Origin of the sequence: Methanobrevibacter sp., from assembly GCF_045644645.1 — an archaeon.
Lineage (GTDB): Archaea > Methanobacteriota > Methanobacteria > Methanobacteriales > Methanobacteriaceae > Methanocatella.
The window spans coordinates 1-25,828 of sequence record NZ_JAZRHE010000061.1 but is presented as its reverse complement, the minus strand read 5'-3'; the positions used below and the strand labels follow the sequence as shown (position 1 = coordinate 25,828).

The 25,828-nt window shown below is 40.5% G+C and carries 25 protein-coding genes; 16 read left to right on the top strand and 9 right to left on the bottom strand.

The features are described 5' to 3' along the window. The first annotated feature begins 464 nt into the window (after window positions 1-464). Window positions 465-4,799: an Ig-like domain repeat protein gene (locus ACKI4K_RS03565; RefSeq protein ID WP_407422357.1), complete on the top strand. Its 4,335-nt coding sequence runs from the start codon at window positions 465-467 to the stop codon at window positions 4,797-4,799. Between the two features lie 199 nt (window positions 4,800-4,998). Here ACKI4K_RS03565 and ACKI4K_RS03560 read toward each other — a convergent pair whose 3' ends face one another. Further along, entirely contained in the window at window positions 4,999-5,697 is a 699-nt protein-coding gene (locus ACKI4K_RS03560) for a thymidylate synthase (RefSeq protein ID WP_407422355.1), read from the bottom strand. Between the two features lie 611 nt (window positions 5,698-6,308). Between ACKI4K_RS03560 and ACKI4K_RS03555 the strand changes: the two genes are divergently transcribed. Together ACKI4K_RS03555 and ACKI4K_RS03550 are read left to right on the top strand one after the other, a co-directional pair. After that, window positions 6,309-6,881 carry a cupin domain-containing protein gene (locus ACKI4K_RS03555; RefSeq protein WP_407422353.1) on the top strand — a complete coding sequence of 191 codons (573 nt, stop codon included), beginning with the start codon at window positions 6,309-6,311 and terminating at the stop codon, window positions 6,879-6,881. A gap of 158 nt (window positions 6,882-7,039) precedes the next feature. Beyond that, window positions 7,040-8,704 (top strand): AMP-binding protein, encoded by a 1,665-nt coding sequence (locus tag ACKI4K_RS03550; protein ID WP_407422351.1) that lies wholly within the window; start codon window positions 7,040-7,042, stop codon window positions 8,702-8,704. Between the two features lie 411 nt (window positions 8,705-9,115). Here ACKI4K_RS03550 and ACKI4K_RS03545 read toward each other — a convergent pair whose 3' ends face one another. Continuing rightward, window positions 9,116-9,682: a hypothetical protein gene (locus tag ACKI4K_RS03545; RefSeq protein WP_407422349.1), complete on the bottom strand. Its 567-nt coding sequence runs from the start codon at window positions 9,680-9,682 to the stop codon at window positions 9,116-9,118. On the opposite strand from ACKI4K_RS03545, the gene ACKI4K_RS03540 reads away from it, so the two are divergent. From ACKI4K_RS03540 to ACKI4K_RS03510, 7 genes are all read left to right on the top strand, one after another. Beyond that, complete coding sequence (locus ACKI4K_RS03540) at window positions 9,635-9,793, top strand: hypothetical protein (RefSeq protein WP_407422347.1); 159 nt, start codon at window positions 9,635-9,637, stop codon at window positions 9,791-9,793. The two genes, ACKI4K_RS03545 and ACKI4K_RS03540, sit on opposite strands and share 48 nt — an antisense overlap. Before the next feature lie 187 nt (window positions 9,794-9,980). Beyond that, a complete protein-coding gene (locus ACKI4K_RS03535; RefSeq protein WP_407422345.1) occupies window positions 9,981-10,166 on the top strand; it encodes a hypothetical protein in 186 nt (61 codons plus the stop codon). Window positions 10,167-10,295: 129 nt separating this feature from the next. Then, the gene (locus ACKI4K_RS03530; protein ID WP_407422343.1) at window positions 10,296-11,156 is read left to right on the top strand and encodes a hypothetical protein; all 861 of its coding nucleotides are present in this window, start codon (window positions 10,296-10,298) and stop codon (window positions 11,154-11,156) included. Continuing rightward, window positions 11,143-14,835, top strand: a complete 3,693-nt coding sequence (locus ACKI4K_RS03525) for an ATP-dependent DNA helicase (RefSeq protein ID WP_407422341.1) — start codon at window positions 11,143-11,145, stop codon at window positions 14,833-14,835. The genes ACKI4K_RS03530 and ACKI4K_RS03525 overlap by 14 nt, the downstream gene beginning before the upstream one ends. A 171-nt stretch (window positions 14,836-15,006) precedes the next feature. After that, a complete protein-coding gene (locus ACKI4K_RS03520; protein ID WP_407422339.1) occupies window positions 15,007-15,213 on the top strand; it encodes a hypothetical protein in 207 nt (68 codons plus the stop codon). Between the two features lie 37 nt (window positions 15,214-15,250). Then, entirely contained in the window at window positions 15,251-16,213 is a 963-nt protein-coding gene (locus tag ACKI4K_RS03515; RefSeq protein WP_407422337.1) for a tetratricopeptide repeat protein, read from the top strand. A gap of 45 nt (window positions 16,214-16,258) precedes the next feature. Next, on the top strand, window positions 16,259-16,519 hold the full coding sequence (locus tag ACKI4K_RS03510; RefSeq protein ID WP_407422359.1) for a helix-turn-helix domain-containing protein: 261 nt from the start codon (window positions 16,259-16,261) through the stop codon (window positions 16,517-16,519). Here the strand turns inward: ACKI4K_RS03510 and ACKI4K_RS03505 are convergent. Further along, window positions 16,511-16,687: a hypothetical protein gene (locus ACKI4K_RS03505; protein ID WP_407422335.1), complete on the bottom strand. Its 177-nt coding sequence runs from the start codon at window positions 16,685-16,687 to the stop codon at window positions 16,511-16,513. The two genes, ACKI4K_RS03510 and ACKI4K_RS03505, sit on opposite strands and share 9 nt — an antisense overlap. Before the next feature lie 22 nt (window positions 16,688-16,709). Continuing rightward, a complete protein-coding gene (locus ACKI4K_RS03500) occupies window positions 16,710-17,372 on the bottom strand; it encodes a hypothetical protein (RefSeq protein ID WP_407422333.1) in 663 nt (220 codons plus the stop codon). Between the two features lie 387 nt (window positions 17,373-17,759). On the opposite strand from ACKI4K_RS03500, the gene ACKI4K_RS03495 reads away from it, so the two are divergent. The 5 genes from ACKI4K_RS03495 to ACKI4K_RS03475 all read left to right on the top strand — a co-directional run bounded on the left by ACKI4K_RS03495 (window position 17,760) and on the right by ACKI4K_RS03475 (window position 20,606). Further along, complete coding sequence (locus tag ACKI4K_RS03495; protein WP_407422331.1) at window positions 17,760-18,131, top strand: hypothetical protein; 372 nt, start codon at window positions 17,760-17,762, stop codon at window positions 18,129-18,131. A gap of 21 nt (window positions 18,132-18,152) precedes the next feature. Next, window positions 18,153-18,479: a hypothetical protein gene (locus ACKI4K_RS03490; RefSeq protein WP_407422329.1), complete on the top strand. Its 327-nt coding sequence runs from the start codon at window positions 18,153-18,155 to the stop codon at window positions 18,477-18,479. Between the two features lie 503 nt (window positions 18,480-18,982). Beyond that, window positions 18,983-19,240 carry a hypothetical protein gene (locus ACKI4K_RS03485; protein ID WP_407422327.1) on the top strand — a complete coding sequence of 86 codons (258 nt, stop codon included), beginning with the start codon at window positions 18,983-18,985 and terminating at the stop codon, window positions 19,238-19,240. Window positions 19,241-19,287: 47 nt separating this feature from the next. Beyond that, window positions 19,288-19,482: a hypothetical protein gene (locus ACKI4K_RS03480; protein WP_407422325.1), complete on the top strand. Its 195-nt coding sequence runs from the start codon at window positions 19,288-19,290 to the stop codon at window positions 19,480-19,482. Window positions 19,483-19,820: 338 nt separating this feature from the next. Further along, window positions 19,821-20,606, top strand: a complete 786-nt coding sequence (locus ACKI4K_RS03475) for a zinc ribbon domain-containing protein (RefSeq protein WP_407422323.1) — start codon at window positions 19,821-19,823, stop codon at window positions 20,604-20,606. Window positions 20,607-20,705: 99 nt separating this feature from the next. Here ACKI4K_RS03475 and ACKI4K_RS03470 read toward each other — a convergent pair whose 3' ends face one another. The 5 genes from ACKI4K_RS03470 to ACKI4K_RS03450 form a co-directional block, all read right to left on the bottom strand. Further along, the gene (locus ACKI4K_RS03470) at window positions 20,706-21,149 is read right to left on the bottom strand and encodes a deoxycytidylate deaminase (protein WP_407422321.1); all 444 of its coding nucleotides are present in this window, start codon (window positions 21,147-21,149) and stop codon (window positions 20,706-20,708) included. Between the two features lie 5 nt (window positions 21,150-21,154). After that, entirely contained in the window at window positions 21,155-21,337 is a 183-nt protein-coding gene (locus ACKI4K_RS03465; RefSeq protein ID WP_407422319.1) for a hypothetical protein, read from the bottom strand. Between the two features lie 348 nt (window positions 21,338-21,685). Next, window positions 21,686-22,216: a hypothetical protein gene (locus ACKI4K_RS03460; protein WP_407422317.1), complete on the bottom strand. Its 531-nt coding sequence runs from the start codon at window positions 22,214-22,216 to the stop codon at window positions 21,686-21,688. A gap of 11 nt (window positions 22,217-22,227) precedes the next feature. After that, window positions 22,228-23,634 (bottom strand): hypothetical protein, encoded by a 1,407-nt coding sequence (locus ACKI4K_RS03455; protein WP_407422315.1) that lies wholly within the window; start codon window positions 23,632-23,634, stop codon window positions 22,228-22,230. Between the two features lie 10 nt (window positions 23,635-23,644). Continuing rightward, window positions 23,645-24,556, bottom strand: coding sequence for a DUF5655 domain-containing protein (locus ACKI4K_RS03450; protein ID WP_407422313.1), 912 nt, complete (start codon window positions 24,554-24,556; stop codon window positions 23,645-23,647). Window positions 24,557-24,596: 40 nt separating this feature from the next. Between ACKI4K_RS03450 and ACKI4K_RS03445 the strand changes: the two genes are divergently transcribed. Continuing rightward, window positions 24,597-25,268, top strand: coding sequence for a hypothetical protein (locus tag ACKI4K_RS03445; RefSeq protein WP_407422312.1), 672 nt, complete (start codon window positions 24,597-24,599; stop codon window positions 25,266-25,268). Window positions 25,269-25,828 lie beyond the last annotated feature (560 nt).

Below are 25,828 nucleotides of genomic sequence, written 5' to 3'. Positions count from 1 at the left end.
GGTTTTTCAAAACCAAAATCCGAAAGATTTAATTGCTTTGAAAACAAATAACTAATTGGAGAATAGGTATTTTCGCGTTTCATATTAATATTTATTCTCCATTTTACTATATATAATTATATATTGCTTATTTTTTCTAATCGATGTAAAATTTCAAGTGTAAATCTTAATATAGAATAATTAGACAATTTTAATAGATTATAAGTAAAAATAGAAATAAAAATAAATTTTTAAAAAATTTTTGCAAAAATCAAATAGGATTTCTACAAAGCCCTATTTTTTGAAAATTTTCATTCTGATTGTAGAATTAATCTTCTTTTTAAGGTAATTATATATATTATAATAGCTAGATATAACAACACTCTATATATTTTAGTTATTTTTGTATCTAAATTGTATAAAAAGGAGGCAATAGCTTGAACAGAACAAAACTTTTTACATTAATATCGATATTTTGTATATTGGTGATTGTGCCAACATCGTTTGCGGCTGATGGAGATGCCGCAGTTGCAGCTGATGAGACAGTTGAAAATTTGACATTGACCAGTGATTCTTCTGATATCCTGACTGCGGATTACTACTTTGACTCAAATGCTGCAGATGACACCGGGGACGGTTCCATTTCAGACCCATATAGGGATTTCAAATCTTCCAGAGTGGTTGCCAATTCAAACCTGTATCTGGCAAACGGGGAGTATACCCTAGACAGATCGGTATCGGTGAACAATGTAACAATCATCGGTGAAAACCCTTCACAAACTATTTTAAAGTACAATTACGATACTGGATTCACTGTTTCAAGCTCATTGACCTTAAAGAATCTGACTTTAGTTAGCTTAAGAATTACCAATAATGGGGAGTTAACCGCTACAAATACCATATTCAAGGATTACAAGTTCGGTTCGTATAAGGGAGGGGTCATCGAATCACAAAGAACAAATGCAAACACTGTTTTGGACAATTGCACATTCAATAATACCCTGGGAAATTACGGTGGAGCAATCTACTTAAACCAGGCCTCCCTGACTGTCACAGATTCGGTATTCACGGACACCCGTGCCAACCTATTCGGCGGGGCCATTGTAGGCACCAACAATGCCAACATCAATATTGAGGATTCCGCTTTTCTTAATACATATTCCATTGATGATGCCGGGGGCGCCATCTATCTGTTGAACTCAAGGATGATTGCAACCAATCTTGAAATAAACAACTGTTCAGCCACATTCGGTGGTGGAATCGCATCCTTAAGATCCAACTTGGTTTTAAGTTCCTTCACAGGCAGAAACAATAAGGCAAAATATGACGGCGGAGCCATTTATGTATTGTATGAACATCAGGGTTCTTCCAATCCCCGTGAAAAAGGTTTCTTCATGTCAAATTCTCTTTTGGATAATAATTATGCTGAAAATGCAGGAGCAATATTCGTTTATAACATGGAGTGCCTGATAATCGATACAACCCAATTCACCAATAATAGGGCAAACGATAAGGCGGGTGCGTTCTATTCAGTCTATCTGCAGGAACCGTATTATGATTCAATTTTGGATAAGGCATTAAAAAATGTCTTCTTGAATAATAAGGCGATAACAGGGGATGATGTCCTTGAGGTCTATTTGCCGGATGTCCTCATTGGAAGCGATGAGTATCTGCTTATCCAGGGAAACTTTTCTGATGTAAGCAGCTTGCCGAGCCGTTATGATTTAAGGGAACTGGGTCAGGTCACCAGCGTCAAGGACCAGGGAAATGACGGAAACTGCTGGGCATTTTCCGCCTTGGGCGCTCTTGAATCATCCATTAAGAAAGCGACAGGCATAGAATTTGATTTGTCTGAAGAAAACATGAAGGATTTGATGGGGCTATATTCACTATACGGCTGGAATATGGAAACCAATGCCGGAGGATATGACAGAATGGGTTATGCATACCTTGTAAGTTGGCTGGGCCCCGTTAATGACAGTGATGATAAATATAAGAGGGATTCAGTTATTTCACCGGTTTTAAACAGTTTAATTCATGTTCAGAATGTTCTTCTGTTTAAAAGAAACAATTATACTGATAATGACGCTATCAAACAGGCGATCATGAATTACGGCGGTGTTTCAACATCCCTGTATTCAACCCATCAGACAAATCAGTACTATACAGGCACTGCAGGCTCCAATCATGCCGCAATTATTGTGGGATGGGATGATGAACGGGAGTTTTCAGGCGCTCCTGGCAAAGGCGGATGGATTGTCAAAAACAGTTGGGGAACCAATTTCGGAGACAAGGGATATTTCTATGTTTCATATTATGACACCCAGTTTGCAAAGCCAGGAAAGCTTGCCTCATATGTATTTGTTCTGAATGACACTATGAGATATGACAAGAACTATCAGTATGACATTCCGGGCAGAACCGATTACCTGTATAACTCTTCAAATGTTGTCTGGTATAAGAATAGGTTTACAGCAACCGACAAGGAGCATCTGGCAGCGGTTTCAACATATTTCGAAAAGGACACCGATTGGGAGTTGTCCGTTTACGTCAACAATAAGCTGAAACTCAAACAAAGCGGCTCTTCAACCACAGCTTATAGGACTATTGAATTGAATAAGTTGATTCAGCTCAACAAGGGCGATGTCTTTGAAATCGTATTTAAGATAACTGTCGCCCGCCAGGCCGCAGTTCCCATTTCACAAAGCATACCTAAAGGGGACATAGCGGCTTTGAATACCAAATTCTATTCAGAAGACATGTCATACATAAGTTATGACGGCACCAACTGGTTTGATTTGAATGATTATGTATGGCAATATTCCGGTCATGAATATGAATCACAGGTGGCATGCATTAAGGCATTCACCATTATAGATAAAGTCAATTCATCAACAGAATTAAAGGCGCTTAATAATGAAAATCCTTTCGAATTCGAGGCAACCGTTAAGGACCAATACGGAAGCCCAATCAATACGGGAAAGGTCACTTTCACCGTTGAGGGTAAGGATGTCAATGTTAGGGTTGCAAACGGAATTGCCACCCTGACCCATCTGTTTTCCAGCGGAGGCGCCAAAACGGTAACCGCCAAATTTTCAGGCACAGGATTTTATGCCTCCAGCGCCAGCATTCAGGTCATTGTAAGCAAGTTTTCCACCGGCCTGACTGCTCCTGATGTGACCACCTATTATGGTGGCGGAGGGAAGGTTGTTGCAACCTTAAAGGATAAAAACGGCAATGCTGTCAGCGGAGTCAAGGTTAAGGTGACTGCAGGTAGTGTTTCTAAAACCCTGACAACAAGCAGCAAGGGTCAGGTTTCCCTGTCCCTTGACGGATTTGCTATAGGCGAATACACAGCAACCTTTAAGTTTGATGGCAATGATGTTTATTATCCTTCAAGCACCACTGCCGATGTTGTTATAACTAAAGTGCCTACTGTTTTAACTGCAAAGGATGTTGTAGCTAATTATAATGTCAGCTCAAGGTTATATGTTTACTTGAAGGATGCCAACGGCAATCCGATTACAGGCGTTAAGGTGAAGGTGGTTTTAGGCGATATTGTCAAGAACATCAAAACCGATGCCAAGGGCAGCATTTCGGTGTCCACCTTGCCTTTGAGTCCGGGCAGCTATACTGCCTTCATTTCATGCGACGGCAATGACTTATATGATTCCTCAAGCACCACTGCAAATGTGCTTGTAAGGGGATATCCGACAGTGCTGTCAGCCAATGATATGGTTGCAGAGTACAATGTATCCTCAAAGTTCTACGTTTACTTGACAGATGGGGAAGGAAACCCGATCACCGGAGCCAAGGTCAATCTGGTTTTAGGCATCATCAACAAGACAGTCAAGACTGATGCCAAGGGAAGGATTTCAGCATCCACCAAGAATCTTGAATCAGGCACATACACAGCCGTTGCCACATATGCAGGAAGCGACATGTATGCACCTTCAAGCACCACAGCCAAGGTGTCTGTAAGATACAGCACAGTACTGACTGCAAATGACGTCAACGCAATTTATAACGTCGGTTCCAGATTGTATGCCACATTAAAAGATTCAAACGGCAACCCTATAGTCGGCGCCAAGGTCAATCTGGTTTTAGGAAACATCAACAAGACTGTCAAGACCGATGCCAGCAGCAGGATCTCAGCATCCACCAAGAATCTGGCAATAGGCAAATACGTTGCGGTAATTACCTTTGCAGGAAATGAGATATACTCACCTTCAAGCACCACTGCCAATGTGTTTGTAAGTAGTGAATACTCCTTCCTGTCTGCAAATGATGTCGTTGCCATGTATAATACCACATCCAGGCTGTATGCTACCTTGAAGGATGCAGACGGCAATCCTATAGTCGGCGCTAAAGTCAATCTGGTTTTAGGCAATATTAACAAGACAGTAAAAACTGACAGTAAAGGTAGGATTTCTGCATCAACCAAGAATCTGGGTCTAGGTAATTATACTGCTTATGCCTCATTTGCAGGTACTGAAGTATATGCTCCTTCAAGTGTTACTGCAAGCGTGGTTGTAAGCAAGATTCCAACAGTATTGGCAGCAAAGGATATGGTTGTAGATCCTAACACTAACTCCAGATTCTATGTTACATTGAAAGATGGTGATGGTAATCCTATTAGTGGAGTTAAAGTCCATCTGGTCTTAGGCGATATTGACAAGACAGTTAAGACCGATGCCAACGGCAGAATTTCAGCATCCCTTAAGAACCTTGCTGCAGGCAGTTACACTGCAAGTATTTCATGTGCAGGCACAGAAATATATGGCGCTTCAAGCACAACAGCCAGCGTGGTAATACGTTAAATCTGGGCAATAAAAAAACGGAATATTTTTAGATTTGAAAGGAGATTATTTTTTTTCTCCTTATCTTTTTTACTTTTTCATGCATGCATCTTTTATTTTGTGGAACTCTTTTTATACATGGGTTTTTAAAAAATAATTTTGATTTATTAAGAAAAGGTGACGGCAGTAGGTAATTAACAAAAAATAAGGTTTTGAAACCTTATTTGTTTGCTTTTATCAGTTTGCGGGCTGCTTTCAGGTCGGTGTTGTAGATATGGCCTGAGGTTGAGTGGTAGTGGACTCCGGCGAAGTTTAGCTTTTCGCCCAATATTTCCTTATTCACTTCTTCCTTCATCTTCAAGCCGAGATATGCTATGAAAAACATGTTTGAGTAGAATGCGCCGAAGATGTCATTGCTTCTGAAGATGCAGTGTATTGTCAGTTCGTTTTCACGCACAAGGCACTGAAGGAACTGAAGGCATGGTATGTCCTCCCTGTCGGCATCAAGGGAAGGGTCGATTGTAACTGCCACAGCACGGTTTGATCCTGTTGCGGTCAGTATCCTCTGTTTCATTGTGTTGAACTGGTCGATGTCAAAATGGGCGTAGATTCTGTTTGGATATGTGTATACGAATCCCTGGTCATCGGGGTTTTCCGCTGACTTCACGTATTCATACAGCGCGTCGCTTTTGATTGGGCAGCCTTCCATGTCGAACTTTCCGGATTTGATGTCTGCCAGCAGCATTTCGGTTGTGTAATGCTGATATTTCGCCCTGAATTTCAGGTCGAAGGGATCATCGATTACGTAAAAGTTTCCAAGACTTTCCATCAGATGGTGATTTGAGTCCTTATATGTCTCTTTTCCTTGTTTTAGGATTTTATCTACAAAATCCAGGTAACATTGATTAATTGTTAACATCAATAACAGCTCCTTAAATTAATTAATTCTTTATCCTAATTAATATAAATAATTTTTTTTAATCGCAATCAACTTATCTTTGCAGCGGCATCTATATTTCACAGTTAAAAACATGTTTGAAAAACATTCAAATCGATTATTTTAAAAATAGCTTTTGTATTTTGATGGGTTTTTTGCAAAGGCACAATTTTAATAAATTGTTCCTTTGATATTTGGCATGGTTGTTTTGCTGCCCACAGATGGAATTTCGAACAGGGCCGGGGAGTGGCCCTGTTCTCTTTGGGAAGTTAATTCACTATTTGACTTTTGATTTCTACATGACTTTCGGTAAAGATCTGAGGATGAATCTTTACACTTTATAGTATGTAGGTGGTAGTATATATCTTTTTTCTTTGTTTCAAGCTCAAATTTTCAGTTATAGACAATTTTACGGATTATAATCAATATTTGAAAAATGATGGAAAATGAACGTGGCAATGTTTTTTTTAATCTGATTATATGCTAAACTTAACAAAAGTCAGCTTTTTAGGTTACTTTTAAATAGCTTGTAAAAGATATTTATTAATACTTAAATTGTTTTAAGTGTAGATTCAAAAAGATGTGTGAAAAATATGACAAACGAAGATTTTGCAAAAAAGATAAGAGACATTAGGCAAAGACAGGACATGTCTGTTGAGGAACTGGCCGAGAGAAGCGGCGTAAAGCAGGAGGTTCTCGAAGCAATGGAAGCGGGAGAGGTAATTCCGTCACTCACTCCATTAACCAAGATGGCAAGGGCCTTAGGAGTAAGGCTGGGCACCTTTCTGGATGACACCCCCGAACTCGGGCCTGTCGTTACAAGAGGCGGAAAAACCGAGAACTCACTGTATTTCTCCGGAAGGGAGGATGTGACAAATGCAACCAATCTGGAATTCCACTCATTGGGCGCAGGCAAGATAGACAGGAACATCGACCCCTTCATGATTGACATTGACTATGAGGAAGGCGAAAAGGAACTCTCCTCACATGAGGGAGAGGAGTTCATCTATGTTCTTGAAGGCGAGATAGAGGTCATTTACGGAAAGGACTCATATGCAATCGGCGTGGGTGACACAATATTCTACGACTCAGCGGTGCCTCACCACCTGCATGCAAGCAACAGAAATGGTGCCAAAATCCTGGCAGTGCTTTACACACCATACTGAGGTAGATAGGATGAGTAAAATAACTTTAAAACCAAAAATCGATGGATTTTACACAGATGACTTGAATTTGGACTTGAACACATTGCAATTGAGATTGCATTAGGGATTTGCATTTTGGTATTGGTTATTTTATTGTTTAAAAAAGATGAGGTGAAAGTATGTCCGAACTATTTACTGAACTTCCGTTAGGGAAGTTTTACGAATCAATGGTTGAAAAACAACCTGACCATGAATTTATCGTTTATCCAGATAGGAACTTAAGATTTACATATAAGGAATTTGATGAAAGAGTAGACAACCTGGCAAAGGGAATGCTTGCAATAGGAATTGAAAAGGGGGACCGTGTCGGCATATGGGCCAAGAACGTGCCGGAATGGCTGACATACATGTTTGCAACAGCAAAGATAGGCGCGACAATCGTGACCGTCAACACCGCATACCAGTCCCATGAACTGGAGTATGTGCTTCAGCAATCCGAAATGAAGGCCATTGCAATGACCGACGGGTTCAGGGACACAAGCTATTTTGACATAATCCACGGGCTTGTGCCTGAAATGAAAAACTGCGCCCGCGGCAATCTGGTAAGTGAGAAGTTCCCGTACCTGAAATTCATTTTCCATGTGGGCCAGGAAAAGCACCGCGGAATGTACAACACAAATGAGCTACTGCTTTTGGGCATGAGCTATGACGATGAGGAATACAAAAAAATCAAGGGCTCCGTCACACAGCATGATGTGATCAACATGCAGTACACTTCAGGAACCGAAGGATTCCCCAAGGGCGTGATGCTTACAAGCCGCAACATCGTGAATGACGGCTATTACATTGGCGAAAACATGAACTACACCGAAAAGGACAGGCTGCTTTTGCAGGTGCCGCTGTTCCACTGCTTCGGAACCGTCCTTGGCGTGATGGCAGTCATCACCCACGGCTCGACCATGGTTGTGCTTGAGGAATATGACCCTCTGCTTGCGATATCATCAATACAAAAGGAGAAGTGCACTTCAGTGTATGGCGTTCCCACAATGTTCATCGGAATGATGAACCATCCGATGTTTGAGATGTTTGACATGGGCTCCCTGCGTACGGGCATCATGGCGGGTTCGACCTGTCCCGTTGAGACAATGAAGGACGCCATCGAAAAGATGAACATGAAGGAGATTACAAGCGTTTACGGACTCACCGAAGCTGGTCCGGGCTTCACACAGACCAATGCGGCGGATTCGTTCGAAAGGAAAATCAACACCGTGGGCAGAAAGTTCCCCCACATTGACGTTAAGATCATTGACCCCGAAACCGGTGAGGAGCTGGGTCCGGGCGAGACAGGCGAGATAATGTGCAGGGGTTTCAATGTGATGAAGGGATACTACAACATGCCCGAAAAGACTGCCGAAGCCATCGAGCCGGACGGATGGCTGCATTCAGGAGACCTTGCCACTGTCGACGAGGAAGGGTACTACTCCATTGTGGGCCGTATCAAGGACATGATCATCAGGGGCGGAGAGAACATCTATCCGCGTGAGATAGAGGAATACCTATTCACCCATGAGTGCGTGCAGGATGTTCAGGTTGCAGGGATTCCGGATGAAAAGTACGGGGAGCTCGTTGGGGCGTTCATCATCAGGGAAGAAGGTTTTGATGATGTCACCGAAGCCGACATTCGTGATTTCTGCATAGGGTCCATCGCAAGGTATAAGGTGCCAAAGTACGTGTTCTTTGTCGATGAGTTTCCGCTTACGACCAGCGGAAAGATCCAAAAGTACAAGCTGGGCGATCTGGGCCTCAAGCTATTGGACGAAAGGCGCCAGAGGGGAGAGCTGTAGGCTCTCTTTCACTATTTTTTTTTTAAATTTCTTTGAGTGTGTAAAATTTACATCAAAAACGAAAACTATTTATATGAATAAATAGATACTTTATAATGAACAACAAAATATGATATAATCAGACCACACCATTATATCGGAAATCAGCCTCTATACGAATTTATCAATTTAAAAGGAGTTGATAATAATGCCACTATATGAAATGACCGCTGCCGGGGATGCAGTGTTCTAATTCACGTTAATTAGTTGTTTAATCAGTTGTAAAATAAAAATCTAATCATATTTCACCTTTACTGATTAAACAACTGTAATTCTGACAGGTAGCTGTTTAGCCACAGTTCTCTTTGCATTTTACATTACATATCATTTCTTAACTCCTATTCAGGTTAGGCAGCTACTTACTTTTATACATTATGCAGAATATCGTGATGCCCGTTTCGGATGAGTCTGAATGTTGCATGTAATGCTGAGTTCATCCATGCAATTGCAGCTTTCCACTCCATTTGAGAAGTTTCCATCACGATATGGATTTTTAAGCCATTGCCATGAGGAAAAAATATGAGGATATCTAAAAAAGCTAATATAAATGTGCCTAGGACTGTTGAAAAATCCGTGAACGGAAGAAAGGACTTCCACTTCTATGTGGATGAGCTCACATCCGATGACTGCATGCCGACCTATGCAGGCATGGCGGATGAGAAGTATGCCTTTGAAAGCATGGACGACAGGTTCTTTGAGTTTTTGGAGGAAAGGATTGAAGAAAATGGGATTTACATCCGCCTTATACTTGCAACCGCTGAAGTTGATTCGGAAGGCGTCAAGTTCACCCTCGAATGCGGGGAAAACGAAAGCACCTTCATGACTGACGATGACTCCAATCTGCTGGTCTTTGAATTCGCCGATTTCGGGGTCAAGGTCAGGAGGGGTGAAGTGACTTTGGGAACCACAATTGATGGGGGCTGCGGCAGCACGCCACACTTTGCCGAGTTCGGGTCTGACAGGGGCAATGCGGAGTATCTTTCCCTGGACAATCCGTTGAACAGGTTCGTAATTGAACTGCTGTGGGAAATGTTGGAATTCGATGAGTGATTCTCATCGCAAAGAGGTGTAAATGGAGATAGATTCGGCAGGATACGAAAGTGAGATACTGGACTTTTTATGCGCAAACACTTTGTATGAAATAGACTGTGGAACCCTTGACCTGGGACATGTTGAAGACGTTGAACTTAGAGTGGCCTTCCATTATCTGGAGGCGCTTCTGACTGTGGAGCTTTTGTTGAACTATATGCTGAACGGCACTGGAATATTCAGGGTATACCGCTTCGGTGATGTCTGGTGCTATTGTGAGGGTGATTGTGTCATTGCAGAGGAAAGCCCCCAGGAACTTGAAAGGAGTGTGGTTTCCCAAAACAGAATCTGGTATGTCTTTGACGAATGCCTGGCCGGAAGGCTCATGGGGTGAGCATTTTCCTGAAGGGTTATTCATTTAAGATTTGATTTCCATCCGGCCATTGTTGGATAACTGCCGGCGGCCAGACGGAAACATTTACAAAACTTATTTATTTTATTTTTAACAAAGAACTATTTAATCATGTTTAGCAAAGTTATGATTTCCCGGTTGGATGAGCTTATTGGAGAATTCGACACTCCCTTCTTTAACTATCTGCTGTATTCCTATGATTTGGATCTGTATGACTGCGAGCTCATCATATCCAAGATAAGAAATGACATCAATGAGGAGATAATATCAAGCGACGACAATCTTGTCGAGGTTGTCGAGGACTATTTCGAAGCCAGACGCATGGAAGGCGAAAAGCAGGATAAGATCGAATACCTTGCTCTGCTAATGAGTGAGGATGATGAGTTTTACATTAAGTTTCTAAATAGGTATACCGTTTCTCCAGGGGACAGGGACATGATTTATGACAAGGTCAGAACCGCCATTTTAAAGGACAACATCAGCGACTTTGAAATCAGGCGAAGCCTGCAGTATTACTTTTCCAATGCAGTCAAGCAGGAGTCATATGTCCGTACCTTGAAGCTGCTTGTAGGCGACAGCTACGATTCCCTGACCGTCAAAAGCGTGAAGAGGCAGTACCCCAATATCCATGATGAGGACATCTATCGAATTTCAAATGAAATGTATTCGCAAATCCTGGATTCCCATGACTTTGCAAACATCAAAAGCGCATTTTTCGACAAGGTCATGCGAAGAAGCGAAGCCAAGAAGGCTGAAGCCATTGAAAAGTGGGACAATCTGGTTTTGGGAAACGGTGATTCGTTCAACCGGCTGCTTGAAAGCAAGAATCTGACTCTCGATGATGGGGAAAGAATCAAAGTGGATGTGAGGACACGCATCCTGAACGGAGGAATCTGCGCCGATAGAATCGACGGGGTGTTTTTGACAATGATTTGCAATGACTACGGCAGGGAGAAGCATGAGGGTAAATAGCGTATTTTCCTTTCTCAAGACAAAAAACACGGACCTGCATGACCTGTGCCTGGTCATGGAAAAGTTCATTGTCTTGAAGGAATACACATTGGCCATGGCAACCGCCAAGGTCGTTCTAGACTTGTTCTGCATCAAAACGTCACAGGAGCTGGTGTTTGCGGTTGACGTATTCAACGATTCCTCAAGAAGATTCACTTTGGGGGATGCGAAGGCAACCCACAGGCAGATCTTTGACATGATCTATAGGGATTATTATGACTCAAGGGAGGAGTTTTTGAATGTCTATTATGACTTTGACATGAGCTATCTTGGCCGGAATGTCAGCATATCCAATGATGAGCTGTATCTGCTTTTGAAAAACCTGCGTGTCGATGGGATATCCCCCAAGGCATTGGGCGTCGAGTCCGAAAGCGACATGATATTTGCAGACGAGCTTAATGCCGACGACAGGAGACATGCCTTAAAAGCGATTAGGGACAACCTGAACGAATTCATACGCAATCACATCCTCTCCTTAAAGCTGGTTGATGCCGAGGGAAATTCATTGACTCGAAAGCTTAACTTTGAAGCCCATATAAGACAGGACTACTGCATGGTAAGGGAGATACCTCCGGAAATCGATTTGGATAAATACCAAAGGGATGCCGTCTGCTATAATGGTGACAGGCCGCTGGTCATAAATGCAGGCCCCGGCGCCGGAAAGACCAGCGTGATCATCAACCGGGTGCTTCATCTGCTTGAAACTGCAGAGCCGTCATCCATTCTTGTAATCACCTTTACAAACAAGGCTGCCGATGAGCTGAGGGAACGCTTTAAAAAGGACACAAAGCTGGATTTGAGTGTCATAAACCAGATGAGAATAAGCACGATTCACAGCTACTGCAGGTCCGTCTTAAGCGATTTTGCACCGATTCCATATAATCTCCTGAAAAGGGACTCGGAAAGAAACCTGTTTTTCAACAAGCACAAGGAAGAGCTCGGCTTCACCGGCGAGGCATTTTTGAGAAGCTTCGAATCTGCCCAGGCCCTGAAGAAATATGAGGAATACTCGCTTTTTGAAGTGGACACTCAGGGTCTGGTTGAATATGTTGAAGATAAATTTAAGGTAAGCGACGAGTATAGGGAATGGATCCGTGACTATCACTCTAAAAATTCGGCATATCCTCCCAAAAAGGAAATAAGGCACATGGGCTTTGAAGAGGATTTATACAATGCACGCTTTATTCAGATTGCAAAGTCATATCCGTCATGGATTGAGCTGATGGAAAGGGAACACGTATGCGACCAGAACTACCTGCTCATCAAGGCCCTGGAGCTGCTGGGCAGGGATGAAAACCTGAAAAAGGTTCAATATAAAAACATCCTAATCGATGAGTTCCAGGACACCGATGCCATTCAGATGCAGATATTCGAAAGGCTTCGAGGCATTGCGGACACTTTCACCGTTGTCGGCGATGCGGACCAAAGCATCTACTCATTCAGGGGAGCCAATCCCAAATTCTTCACCCGATATGCAAACGGCGATGAGTTTGAAAGCAGGACGCTTGTGAACAACTACCGCTCCACATCGGACATTGTGGCATTCAACGAGAACTACATCGAATCCAAAAGGCAGACCCAAAAGCAGCTCAGGGCCTACAATTCCTCCAAGATGCCGGTCTATCTCCTTGAAAACAGGGATGACGCCGAAGAGTATCGCTCCATCGCATTCATAATCAAGAATCTGATGCTGAATAAAAAGATTTCAAAGTACAGCGACGTGTGCGTCCTGTTTAGAAGCCACAGGGACAAGAAGGAGATTCTCGAAGTCTTTGAGCGTGAGGGAATTCCATATTATCTCAAGGGCATTGACGATTTGATCTATCAGGATGAGGTGAAGGCCGTCCTGACCCTGTTCTGGTATATCATCCCTTTCAATCCGACTTCCATTCCAAGATACGGTGACGGCGGGGCATGGATCAACCTGCTGTCGTTCACGGACAGGTATTACGATTCATCAAAGGTCTTCAAGCTTGACCATAGGACGGTTTCGATTCTGGAGGAGCTTGAGCTCAGGTACCATCACAACGTTGTGAACTACTCCGGAAGATACGAACCGTTGAACGGCAATTCCTCAAGCTCGATAATGGATGTCGTGCGGGACTTTTCCGACAGCGATGTTCTTGACATCACCGGGAAGACAAACAGGATTGACATATCCTCCCTTACAAGAGGCGAGCTTCAGGACCTTGGAATCACCGATGAGCATGACCTGGACTTCTTCACAGAATTGAATGAGCTTAAGAAGCTATTGTTCGACCGAGAGATTCCTTTCGATGAAAAACCAACCTCCCTTCAGGTATTCTACAGGCTTCTGAACATCACGGGCTATCTTGAGGAGCTGTCCTCCCGCAGTGACTTCGATGCAAGGAAGGCTTCGCTTAACCTGGCGCTGATATCGGGGATAATCTCGGACTACGAGAACATCATGGGAAAACATGACATAATCGGCCTTTTCAATTACCTTCACCGCTCGCTCAAGTACTACAGCTGTCCGATCAACGAGCATGAGGATAATTCCCTGAAGGTCCATATCATGACGGTCCACAAGGCGAAGGGCCTGGAGTATCCTGTTGTCATAACCGCCTCACTTAAGGAAGGCAAGTTCCCGATTGTCTTCAGGCATAGGGATGGCGATGATTATGACCGTCCGACCTATCCCACTCCAAACGAGTTTCTGAAGTATAAGGATTCGCAGGCCAGTGAAATAAATGCCCTCAACCGTGAGGAGGAGCGCATAGTCTATGTTGCAAACACCCGTGCGGAGGAACTGCTGATTCTCTCGGCGGTTCAGGCAAGAATGAATTCCCCTCTTCCTGAAGTCCTGAAGCGCTTTGAGGAGGATTTCGGCAAAATCGACAGAATCGAGACAGACGATACCGACAGGCTTAGGAGGGTGACCTCCCATATGAGCCGCGAGACCAGCCTCTTCAGGCAGATTGACTTTGAGGACGTTCTGGACGACTATCTCTTCTGTCCCCTGAAGTACAATCTTGAAAACAACCTGGGCTATCAGAACCCCCACAACATCAACAAGTTCATAAACTCAAAGCTGCGTGTCGTCTTAAATGCGATTCACAATCCAAACCCTGACAGGGAATGGAGCCGTGAGGGCATTGTGGATTTGATAGGTGAGGTAATAAGGTCATACGGCTTTGCTTCAAAGACAATGAAGAATAATCTAAGGGAGCTATTCGAGTGTGTTGCTGACTACTGGGTTGACTTCGGAAGCGGCTATGACATCGTCGAGCATGGCTATCCCGTCAGTCTGGAAATAGGCGGCTATGATGTCAATGGAATAATCGATTTGATCATCCGGGAAAATGATGGCAGCGTAAATCTGATTCATTTCATAAGGTCCCGGGACGATATCCGCAACTATCATAATTTCTACATGGAAACCTTGCACTACTATGCATATGCGCTGCTTGAAAATGATGACTTTGAGATAAGTTCATTGGTGCTTCATGTGCTTGATGAAAACAAGCAATACGAGATGCCGTTTGACGCAGGCAATGACTTCATTTTCGATTACCTCAAAAGCGTTGTAAGCCACATCGAAAGGGACGAATACCCGAAACATGAAATAAACTGCCCGAACTGCGAATTCAGTGATGTGACCTGCACCTTTGAGAGATAATGTTTTCCAATCAATTTTTCATTATAAGGTTAATTTTCCACTTTAAAGTCATTATTTATCTTTATTTTTAAAATAAAAAGTTTTAAATAGTTCAATTTATATATAAATTGTGTAGTGATATTCTATTTTGAGGAGAATGGCCTGGCAAGAAAATAAATACAAGGTGTCTATATGAATAAGGTTGATTGTGTTGTTGAGGCATTGGAAGAAAAATATGATGAAGGAAAATCAGAGGGAATTTCTCAGGGCGAAAGGGATAAATCTGAAGAAATTGCTGTAAATCTTTTAAGGGAGGGCGTCTTTTCTTTGGGAAAGATTGCCGAGATCACCGGTCTGCCGATTTCTGAAGTTGAAGCATTGAATGATAGTCAGCTTTAAAAAAATATTTATCCAATACCATCCAAAGATAACAACAATGAGTTTTAATGAGCTTCCAGATATCTGTGATGATTTGGCCATTTTGGAGAATGGGGATAGGGTCAGGATTCAATTCGGCAATCTGAAAACCGATTGGATCGGCCGTTACGATTCATTCCTGAAAAGAATCAGCCCCGAAAACCTGAATGAATTCTTTTTGGTAAAGCATCTTGAAAAGGAAATCCAAATTAAGAATGTCTTGGATGAGGGAATAGATTTCCTAAATTCCGAAAGGTACCCGAAGGCCATTGACCGCTTTGACAGGGTTCTCTATTATGATTCGGGATATGGCGATGCGCTGATCAGTAAGTCACATGCCCTATGCGGCCAGGGACACTTCGTCAAGGCCTTGAGGTTTTTCAGAAGGTCGGGGGTTGAGGACAATGACTATTATAAGCTTCTTTTGGCCAGGGCATCCGAGGAAAGGGACAGCTTTCCAAAAATCAAAAGGAACATCTATGCGGGAGATGAGGCAGCGTCAAGGGGAGAGTTTGAAAGGGCCGTTGACTTTTATGAAAGGGCATTGGTCGATCCGTCAAAATTCAAGAACAAAATCCTTTTCAAGCTATTGAATAAAAAGGCATGTGTTCTTATTAAACTGGAGAGATTTGATGAGGCCTTGGCCGGTTTTGATGCGTCAATCAGGGTGCATGAAAACGATTTGGCATATTTCGGTCTTGGCTATTGTCAGTACAATTTGGGTTTGGACTGCATCGGTAGCTTGAATCATGCCCGCAGAATCGGCAAGAAGTGTCTGCTGATAAAGGCGGGCATCTTGAATGAATTCAGCTGTTTTGATGATGCATTAAGGTGCCTTGATGAGTTTCTGGCCAATCATTTCATGTTGGATGATGATTTTAGACTTGCGCTTCAGGGAAAGGCCGCCGCCTTGGATGGCCTGTCATTGGATGGCAGTCATGAAAGGGAAATCCTGTCTGAAATTGGAAAAAAAGGTTATTAATGGGAATGCATATATTATTCAATTAGTGCTAAGGTTGTGTTTGTTATGGATGATGAAACATTGAAAAAGATTGCTTATGTAAATATATCCTCTTACCGCAATAGAACAGTTAAGGCATTACAAAACGAGGTAAAGACACCAACGGACATTTCAAGGGACACAGGAATAAACAGGTCCCACATGTCAAATGTCCTTCGTGAACTAAAGCAGTCAGGCATTGTCGAGTGTGTAAATGAGGAGGTCAGAAAAGGCAGGATTTACAGGCTTACAAGCACTGGCGAGGAAATCGTTGAACATTTAGAGTAGGCTATGTATTTGTTCTGGTGTTAGTCCGGTTATTTCTTCTATTTCTTCTGTTGTCATTTTTGTGAGCAGTTTTTTTGCTGTTTCCAGTTTTACTTTTTTTATTCCTTTTTCTATTCCTTTTTCTATTCCAATGTTAACTAAATATTCGTCACGGGGGTTAATCATCATTTTTTCTTTCCTTTTTTTGGGGTTATTTTGCGTTTTGTATTTGTTCTGGTGTTAGTCCGGTTATTTCTTCTATTTCTTCTATTGTCATTTTTGTGAGCAGTTTTTTTGCTATTTCAAATTTTTCTTTCTTTATTCCTTTTTCTATTCCTATTTCTTTTCCTTTTTCCATTCCTTTTTCTATTCCAATGTTAACTAAATATTCATCCCTTGGATTTATCATCATTTTTCGTACCTCCATGAATTTGCTTTTGTCATTTTCATCAAGCATATTCCCGCTAAGCACATCCAAAATGTATAGTATCGCTTCTTTTTCGTTAGCATCTATGTTTAACCTTTCTATTAGTGAGGCGGTTTTTTTAAGGATTTCCAATGTTTTTTCGCTGTAGTCCGTATATGCTATCAGCTGCAGGCATGCTATTGTTTCATCCGTTATCGTTTCATTATTTCTTATTTTGTCCTCAACCTTTTTAAGTATTTCTTTTGCCTTAAAGTCTTTAAGGGATTTCACATGCATCGTATATATGCAGTCATCGTTTATGATATAATCCTTTTTGGTGTAGGGTGCCTTTTTTGTACAGAGAATGTATAGCTCCACCTTGCGGTTCTTGAAAACCCTGAGGGAGGACACATATTGGAAAAATCTTGTAATGTCTTCATCGCTGGGCAGCTTTTGATTGGCATTCAAGTATTATGCATATCTCCTCGCTTCCCTTTTTTGCCTCGCCCACAAAGTCCATGCGATGCAGCCGCGGTGTTGAGCTTGTGATTTCCGAGGAGATTATGCTGGTGATTTCATGGGGAATTTCCAGAAACTTCAGGACTCCGTTCGCATATTTCTGAACGGTCTTCTTAAAGACGTAATCCGTATATTGCGGATATTCATAGCCGCCATCTGAAATATTTTTCAAGTTGCTCATATGGGTTTATTTAATTTTTAAACTATTTAAAATTATCTGATAATCAAAATAAAGTCAATTTGCTATTTTAATACAATTTAACATAATTAAATCAATTTTTCATTATGGATATTGCGGTGTAAACTTTATATTTCAATTGGGATAGAGTTATTATCATGAAATTCTCGGGCTTCATGAACGTCTATCGGATGGATGACATGAGTTGGAAATACGTCTTCGGCGAGAAGTCACACACGGCTTCCAACCTGAAGGATCTGGAGTTTTTGGTTCGCATGCACGGATTGAAGTGGGCCGTTCTGGATAGGGACCTTGCACAGAAATCACTTGAGGAGGACAAGGCCAACTACACAGGATTCTTGAATGTATATCGGAAGGGAGATTATTGGCATTACAGGGGGTCAGGCCTGAAATCCCACAGCCTCCAGACATTGAAGAAGAATGTTGTAAAGGAGGGTCTTGAATGGAGGGAAACCGATAAGGAACTTGCATATAAGAACTGGAAGCTTGACTTGAGACGCTTTTCCTAAAAATGGAATGGGATGGTTTGGATGATTGAGCTGGAAAAGAAATATGTTTTCCACATTCCTCTTTTCAGGCATGATGATGGAAAGCTGACTGAAATCGACATTGACGGTCCTTTGGATGACCTGATTGCCAGGTTCGATGAAAACGGCTTTGACAGCCTGTACGCTACAAGGGCCAGGAGCCATTACAAGTCAAGGTGCTTTGACGAGCTGCTGCTAACGCTTTTCGTTTCATCCAGTGAGAATCCCGAGGAGATATTCAGGAAATGGTTTGAAATGAACAATGATGTCCTGGGCCAGGAGGCCTTGGGATGGGAATGTGGAAATCGGCTGTTCGTTGTGAAGCTATAGCTTATGCTTTTTTTCTGTTCTGCAATGGAACAATCTATTAATCGATAAATCGGTCTTGTAGAAAAATTAGCCGATAATGCTCAGGGGAGTATAGTAATATTTCCGTAACTTATGGCATATTCTGTGGGTGAAAATGATGTCCTCTGATTGACAAAAATAAGCTTCATATGCCCTTTAGATTATAACATTTTGAGGAAACCTCCACCATATTTACTATGTAAAAATCATGTCCTCACAAAATTTTTTAAAGGAGAAATATAAACAAGTAAAACAAGTAAATTAAAGAAAAATTATATAGTGTTTGGAATGAAGGTTTTGGAGTAAAATATTCAAAACATATGTGATGGATTGTGCTTTTGATAAAGACATGCCTACCAGAAGAGTATATGCTGAAGATTTAGCTGAATCGATTATGAGATATTTAGATCCATACGATACAGAGTTTGTCAAAAAATTTCCAAATAGAGCAAAATTTATTAAAGAATTATTAGGAGTTGAACCTGGTGAGAATAGGTCCTATAGAAAATGATGTGTCTGAAGAAAAAAAAGAACTTACTGATGGTAGAGTAGTAATTAGACATTATGTTAGGTATGACCCTTCTCAAGATGGTTATTTAGATTCAACAAGATTTTGGGGCTCTCATTATATTGAATGTATTTATAATTCTAATGGTGGATTAATTAGTAAGACACTTAAAGAAAATAAGTTTGGTCAACAGGAATCTAAAACTAGATCTAAACTTCGAAAAGGTTTGGAATGAATGTTTTGGAGTAAAATATTCAAAACACTAATAATGGATGTGAAATGATGAAACATGCTAGATTTTATAATGACCAGGAATTTTTACATTCTCAAGAAGAAATTGAAAAAGATTGGCTTTGGATTTGGGAAAATTCTAATGATCGTAAAAAATTTGAGAGGGATCTTGAAGCGGAAGACCCTAAAGCATTTCAACATTTCAGGGATAATGTTTTAGTTAATCATCCGGAGTATAATTCGTAATTATTTGTTTATTCTCATTTGTGTTAGCAAAGTAGGTCACATCACATATGGTGGTTGTGGCCTTTTTTAATAGACTTTTTTTAAATAAAAAAAACAATCTGAGGTGTTAGCGTATGCTATCTAAAATTAATTTGTTTTACAACAATTACTGCCTTTGAAATATGAAACTAATTATACTGTCATTGATGAGTTTGGAATGAATGTTTTGGAGTATAATATATGTTGATGTTTATCGCTCTTGAAGTTTGGTGAAGTGCATCTTTTTTATTGATATGCACAACATATAAATAAGTTTTCTTACTGAAATTTGATTAGAAAGACTTTAGGAAGGGTATGACATGGCCAATTTTTGCACCAATTGCGGAAGCAGAGTAGGAAAGGAGGATAATTTCTGCACCAAATGCGGAGCTAGGATAGATAATCGCTTATTTGAATCAGCATCCGACAGCATGGAAAAAATCCAGGCTAAAAGAGAACTTAAAAGGGTTGTCGGCGGAATATTGACACACAATTCCTTCAGCGATGCAGTATATCACAATGGTCTGGATGTTATTGGTACCCGCAAGGCCATCAAAAGACAGGTGGAGAAAGAGATAGATTCCGGTCAAATCACAAGCGGCGGTGTGGAATTCAGGGTGAACCAGCTGATACTTGAACACAAAGCCGAATTCGAAGAGCAAAAAGCCAGGATTGCTCGGGAAAAGGAAGAGAAATTAAAAATGGTTGATGAAATTTTTGAATCATATGAAATCCAGTCAAGAAAAGAAATGTTCCATGTCACCGATTCACAGGCAATCTCAATTAAAAATGATTTAAAGGACAGGCTCATTAACAAAGGAGAAAATATGAGTGAGGATGAAATCAGGTCATTCATACGGATAGAATTTAAAAGGGCGAACGAAGAACAGGAAAAGGCTAAAATCCCAAAGGAAAATGAGATGACAGGAAGGGACGAACCCGATTATGGAGGCTACTGCAGTCTGAGATGCAGACATTGCTACGAGGAATATCTGGACAGCATGGGAGGCATAGTCGGTGATTTTGATGCCGGTGGAAGTTATGAATATTACTGCACTTTGGGCCATCATGTATCCTTCGGACGTTTCTGCGAGGATTATGGATAATGGTCATGACGGATTTGCTAAAGGAAGAGTGGCCTTTCACATATTCAAATAAAAAAATGGTATTCCTGCACCATTCGGATGGATGCTTCCCCATGGGGCCTAGCCGCGAAGCTTCAATATTCCCTTTTTGCTTACAATGCTGTCGGCTCCGGAATTCTTGATCATCCTGAAGCATATCGGGCAGGGTTCGGCGTCCATTATCTCCACCCAGTCACCGTCGGCATACATTTCCCCTGCAAGGAATATGGTTGAGCCGAGCATCTCGTTTCTACTTGCGCTTATCATAGCATTCTGTTCGGCATGCACGGAAAAGCAGTCGTTGTAGTTTCCTGAATTTGACGGAAGGTTCATCCTTTTACAGTTTCCCCTGTCGCAGCAGTTTTCCTCCCCTCTCGGATTTCCGTTATAGCCTGTGCTGACTATCTCGTCATTGTTCACTATCACCGCACCGTATCGTCTCTTCAGGCAGGTGCTTCTTTTTGAAACGGCAAGCGCGATTGCAAGGTAATATTCGTTTTTGCTCATTCGGTTTTCATCTGACATGTGTCTCATCTCCCTTTGAATTGAAAATTTCCGTTGATATATGATTTCTTTGGCTTTTTTTGGTGTTTGTAGGATTCTGCAGGCTGACGAAGGTTCTTTTCTGGTCGAATCTGTCTGCCGGTTCCTTCAGTTTGGGCATGCCCTGTCGGACAGGTGTCCTTAATTTCGAATCCGTCGCCGCAGTCCATGCCCTTCACCTCTGTTGGTTATAATATTGGCTTCGGGGCTATAATATTTTTGCGGATTTCGCCGTCATCTAGAACCTTTTGTATATGTCCAGCTTTTGTGACTTGTCATGCCATCTGTTCGGGTCCTGCATACTGTCTAGGGTCATGTTCGGATAAAAGCTGGGGCATGTGTCTGTCGGGGCGGTGTGCTCCTGTGTGATTGTGCAGATCACTCCATCGGCTGCGCCGTGGAGCCGGGTGTTGGCATGCCAGTGGATGCAGTTCAGGCATACCCTGTCGTGGTTGATGTCTGAAATTCTGATTCCGTCTAGATTGTACATTCTTTTTACCTTTTATAATAAATTTTATTTATATAAAATCACCTTTGGGTCTTGCTTCAATTCCAAATTCTTCATACATTTTTCTTGTTTTCGGATTGGATTCAATTGCCAGGTATCTTTCTGGATTATCGCCGTGTGTTGGAAGGACTGCCTTTTCAAGCCAGTATCTTTTTAGTTCATGAGGTCTTTTACCAAAATTCCAGTAAGATTCGGCTATTTTCAAATCGGTGTTTTCTTCGATGTGTTTTAGGGAGTCGTAGGATGTGTAGTATGGGCTTGCAGTGATTAGAATGATATAATTGTCTTTGATTAATTCGATTAATTGGTGCTCATATTGTCTTTTGTTAATCTTTTCTGGCAGTTTCTCGTATCTGATGGCCCAGGAATTGGAGATTAATGTGTAGTTTAAATCAAGAAGAATGATTTTGTCTTTTGGAATTTGTTGTTTTTGGGTTAATATTTCCTCTTTGGTATTGTTTTCAATCAGCTTCTGACCGCAAGTCAGACAGTATTCTTCTTTATCCTCATTTTCTGTCTCGCAGGCAGGACATATTTTCATATTATCATCACCTAAACTTTCCAATTGTTTCTAACGCATTGGTTTCTGAATTTAATTGCTTCGCCCATATCATCAAATCTTCCAAATACCTTTTCCTCACCACCAACTTCATTTTTAACGATATATTCATCGCCGGTGAGATAGACAAAGGCATCAATTTTTTCTTCATCACTGGTATCTTCGACTTGCCAGTTGTTATTTAATAGTACTTCCCGTGCTTCTATTGCTTCCTCTTTTGTATCGTATGTTCCGAAGTATTTCAGTTCCCCATCAATGACTTTGGAAACGACGAATTTATCTTTTACTTTTCTTATATAATTCAATCTTTCCAAATTAGGGTTTGTTATAAAACTTCTCAAATATTTTGGAGGAATTTTGCTTGTATCCCAATCGTTTTCAATAAGCAGGTCTCTAAGTTCTTTTGCTTCTTCAGGTGTTGGAAAAGCTCCAAAGAATTCCGGTTTGCCGTCAAGTACTTTAAGAACTCTAAAGCAATCATTGTGAAATGTTATATACCTACCATATTTGCCTTCTTTTCTACTGGATAAATTTTCACCTTCTGAAAAGCCCCAATTGGTAGAGACTAATTTGTCACGGGCAATAAGAGCCTCTTCAAGTGTGTCATATGATCCGAAGTAGGTGTCTTTTCCTTTGATTGATTTTATGATGATGTATCTGTTGGTATGTCGTCTGATGAATTTGTGTTCTGTTGAATCCCAATTTATAAACTCGTCATTGAGTGGATTGTCGTCTTCTTTAGTCCAGACACTTGTTATATAGACGGGTTTTCTAGGTTTTTGTTTAACTTCTTTAACATATTTCTCAAATATTTCAGGATTTTTCTCCTCATGCCTTTCGACATATTCATTACAGGTCCAGCAGAGTGGTTTGGCTGATTTGATGATGGTTTCGGGGGATGTGTAGTCATCCACATTATAGACTCTCAATCCCTTGTCTTGTCCGCAGATGCTGCATTTTGTTTCATTTAATGGTTTCAGTTCATCATCATCAATTGCCTTTTCGATAATGACTTTTGAAAATTCCCTGATGTCGGCTGAAAAGCCATGATAGTCATCTAAAATTTTATCTCTTTCAGGGGTCCAGTAGTTCTTGTTGTATGTTGGGGGAAGGGGGATTTCACGAACCTCTTCCAAATATTTCCTGAATTTAGGGGGGTTTGTAATCTTGACTCCATGAACTCTGCTGTGGCATTTATAGCACATAGGTATTGAATTGCCTACAACCTTTTCCGGAAAGTAGTTTTCAACATGATATACCCTAATACCCTTGTCCTGACCGCAGATAAAGCATCTGGTCTCTTCAAGCGGTTTCAGTTCACCCTTTTCAATCGCTTCCTGTTGGATTTTTTCAACTTCCCTTTCCTTCGGACTGAATCCGTTATATTCTGTTAATCCCATATTCTTTCACCTACATCAAGGACTTTTCATCATAAACCTGTTTAAATAACTCGATAAAGTAATCGAAATCATCCTCTGATTTCAGATCAATCTGATAGTTTACGCTTGACCCTCCGCTACTTGATTTGGACAGGTCTTTTGTTTTGTTTTCCTTATCGTCAAGTGTCTTTGTAAAGAACCATATGCTCAGTGATTTTGATAGGAAACGGACAACGCATATGAGATTGTTATTTATCTTGTATGAGGAGAGTGTCTTGAAGATTTCCATGTCCAGGTCATCAAATTCGGACAATAATCTTTCCTTTAGACTGTAATATAACTCGTTGATTTCTAGAGATTTGTCCCTTAACAGATCATCTTCAGAAAAATCCAGGCTGTTTAAGTTGATTTGAATGTTCTTTTTGTCAAGCACCACTTCTCTGATTGATGTTGCGCTGTCGTTTATGATTTTGTCATATGAAACACATCCGTTTTCATATAATTTGACCTTCCAGAGTTCAAACGGAAGGTCTGAAAATTCTGTTGATTTCAATTGATACTTTGTAAAAGCTGGTGCTATAATCATTATTTTCGTATTTGAAAAATCAAAATCCTCAATATCAAGATTAAAACCTGTTATCTCATTATATTTTTTGATGAAATAGTATTTATTGTTCAAAAGCAGTGAAAGATAGCTAAATCCCTGGTCTATTACGCTGTATTCCAGTTTGTTTTTGTATTCTATAATGACAAAGGAATTGGTTTTGGGATTAAATGCGAGAGTATCAATTCTCAATCGTTTGTATTCAAATTCTGTTTCAACGAACTGTAAATTAAACAGTTCTTCAAGGTTATTTTCTGTAAGTCTTTGAAGTTTACTTTCTCTGTCAAAATCTATTCTGCTAGGTCTTAACTTTCCCCCATCAATATCATAAAGAGTCATGTTAAAAATATTTATTATTAACATTATATATACTAGTTATATGAAAATTGTATCTTGGAACTGCAACGGTAAATTCAGGGAAAAATTCAGTCAAATCGTTGAAGAGGCTGCAGACATTTATGTAATCTGTGAATGTGAAAATCCGGCTGAGTCAACAGATGAGGACTATATTGAATTTGCTGGGGATAACTATTTCTGGACTGGAGATCTGCACTATAAGGGTCTTGGAATATTTGCTTGTGATGGTGTTGAAATTGAAAAACTTGAATTTAATGGTGACTTTAAACATTTCATTCCTGTTTGCGTAAACGATTCATTTAATCTGTTGGGTGTATGGGCAATGCCGAAATATGTTGAAATGATACATGATTTCTTTGACGCTAATGTTGATTTGTTTGATGAAAATCTTGTGATGTGCGGAGACTTTAACAGCAGTGTAGTCTTTAACTATCACCATCCAAAAGCCAAAAATCACACCGTGCTGAATGAGAAACTTGAAAGTAAAGGTTTAGTTAGTGTTTATCATTATCTGACAGGTGATGAGCAGGGTGTGGAAAAATCACAGACATTTTACCAGGCAAGACATTTGAACAATCCCTTCCATATGGACTTTGTTTATGCTGGTGAAAATGTTGTTAAGGAGTTTAATATTTTAGACCATTATAAATGGATTACTGTAAGTGATCATTTGCCTTTGGTGTTTAAAATTTAATAAAACAAGTTTATTCAGATGGGGGCTATAGATAAGAGATTTAATATTGTTCTTCCAAAAACTAGCAACAGTCTCTCAACTTCTGATTCATTATCAGATAGATATGTAATCTCATTTAAGATAACATCCTGATTAAGAATACGGATTGATTTGTCCAGCTTGTTGTTTTGCAGTCTTAGATTTTGAGCTATTGAAACATTAATTAATGGGTAAAGTTTGTATTTGTATTTCTTTCTTTTTTTCTTGTTTTAGGAGCAATACTTACTTGGATTTGTTTTTTATTTATTTCTAATCCATTATTCAACCTTGAATAATTAATCTTCATATTTATTAGCTCAAAAAAGTTAATTAAATGATGAAGGTACATTATAGAAGGAAACTAAATGGTAAGACAATTTCACTAACTTGTAAGATATACTCTATGTAAATTTGGTAACATAATTTGAAAAATTTGATTGTTTAAAATTAATGCACCTTCAATATATACTCTAATAAACTTGCTAAGAATTGCACCTTGTTGAAATCCTATTTTAAATTTTTGTTGATTGATCAATATTATA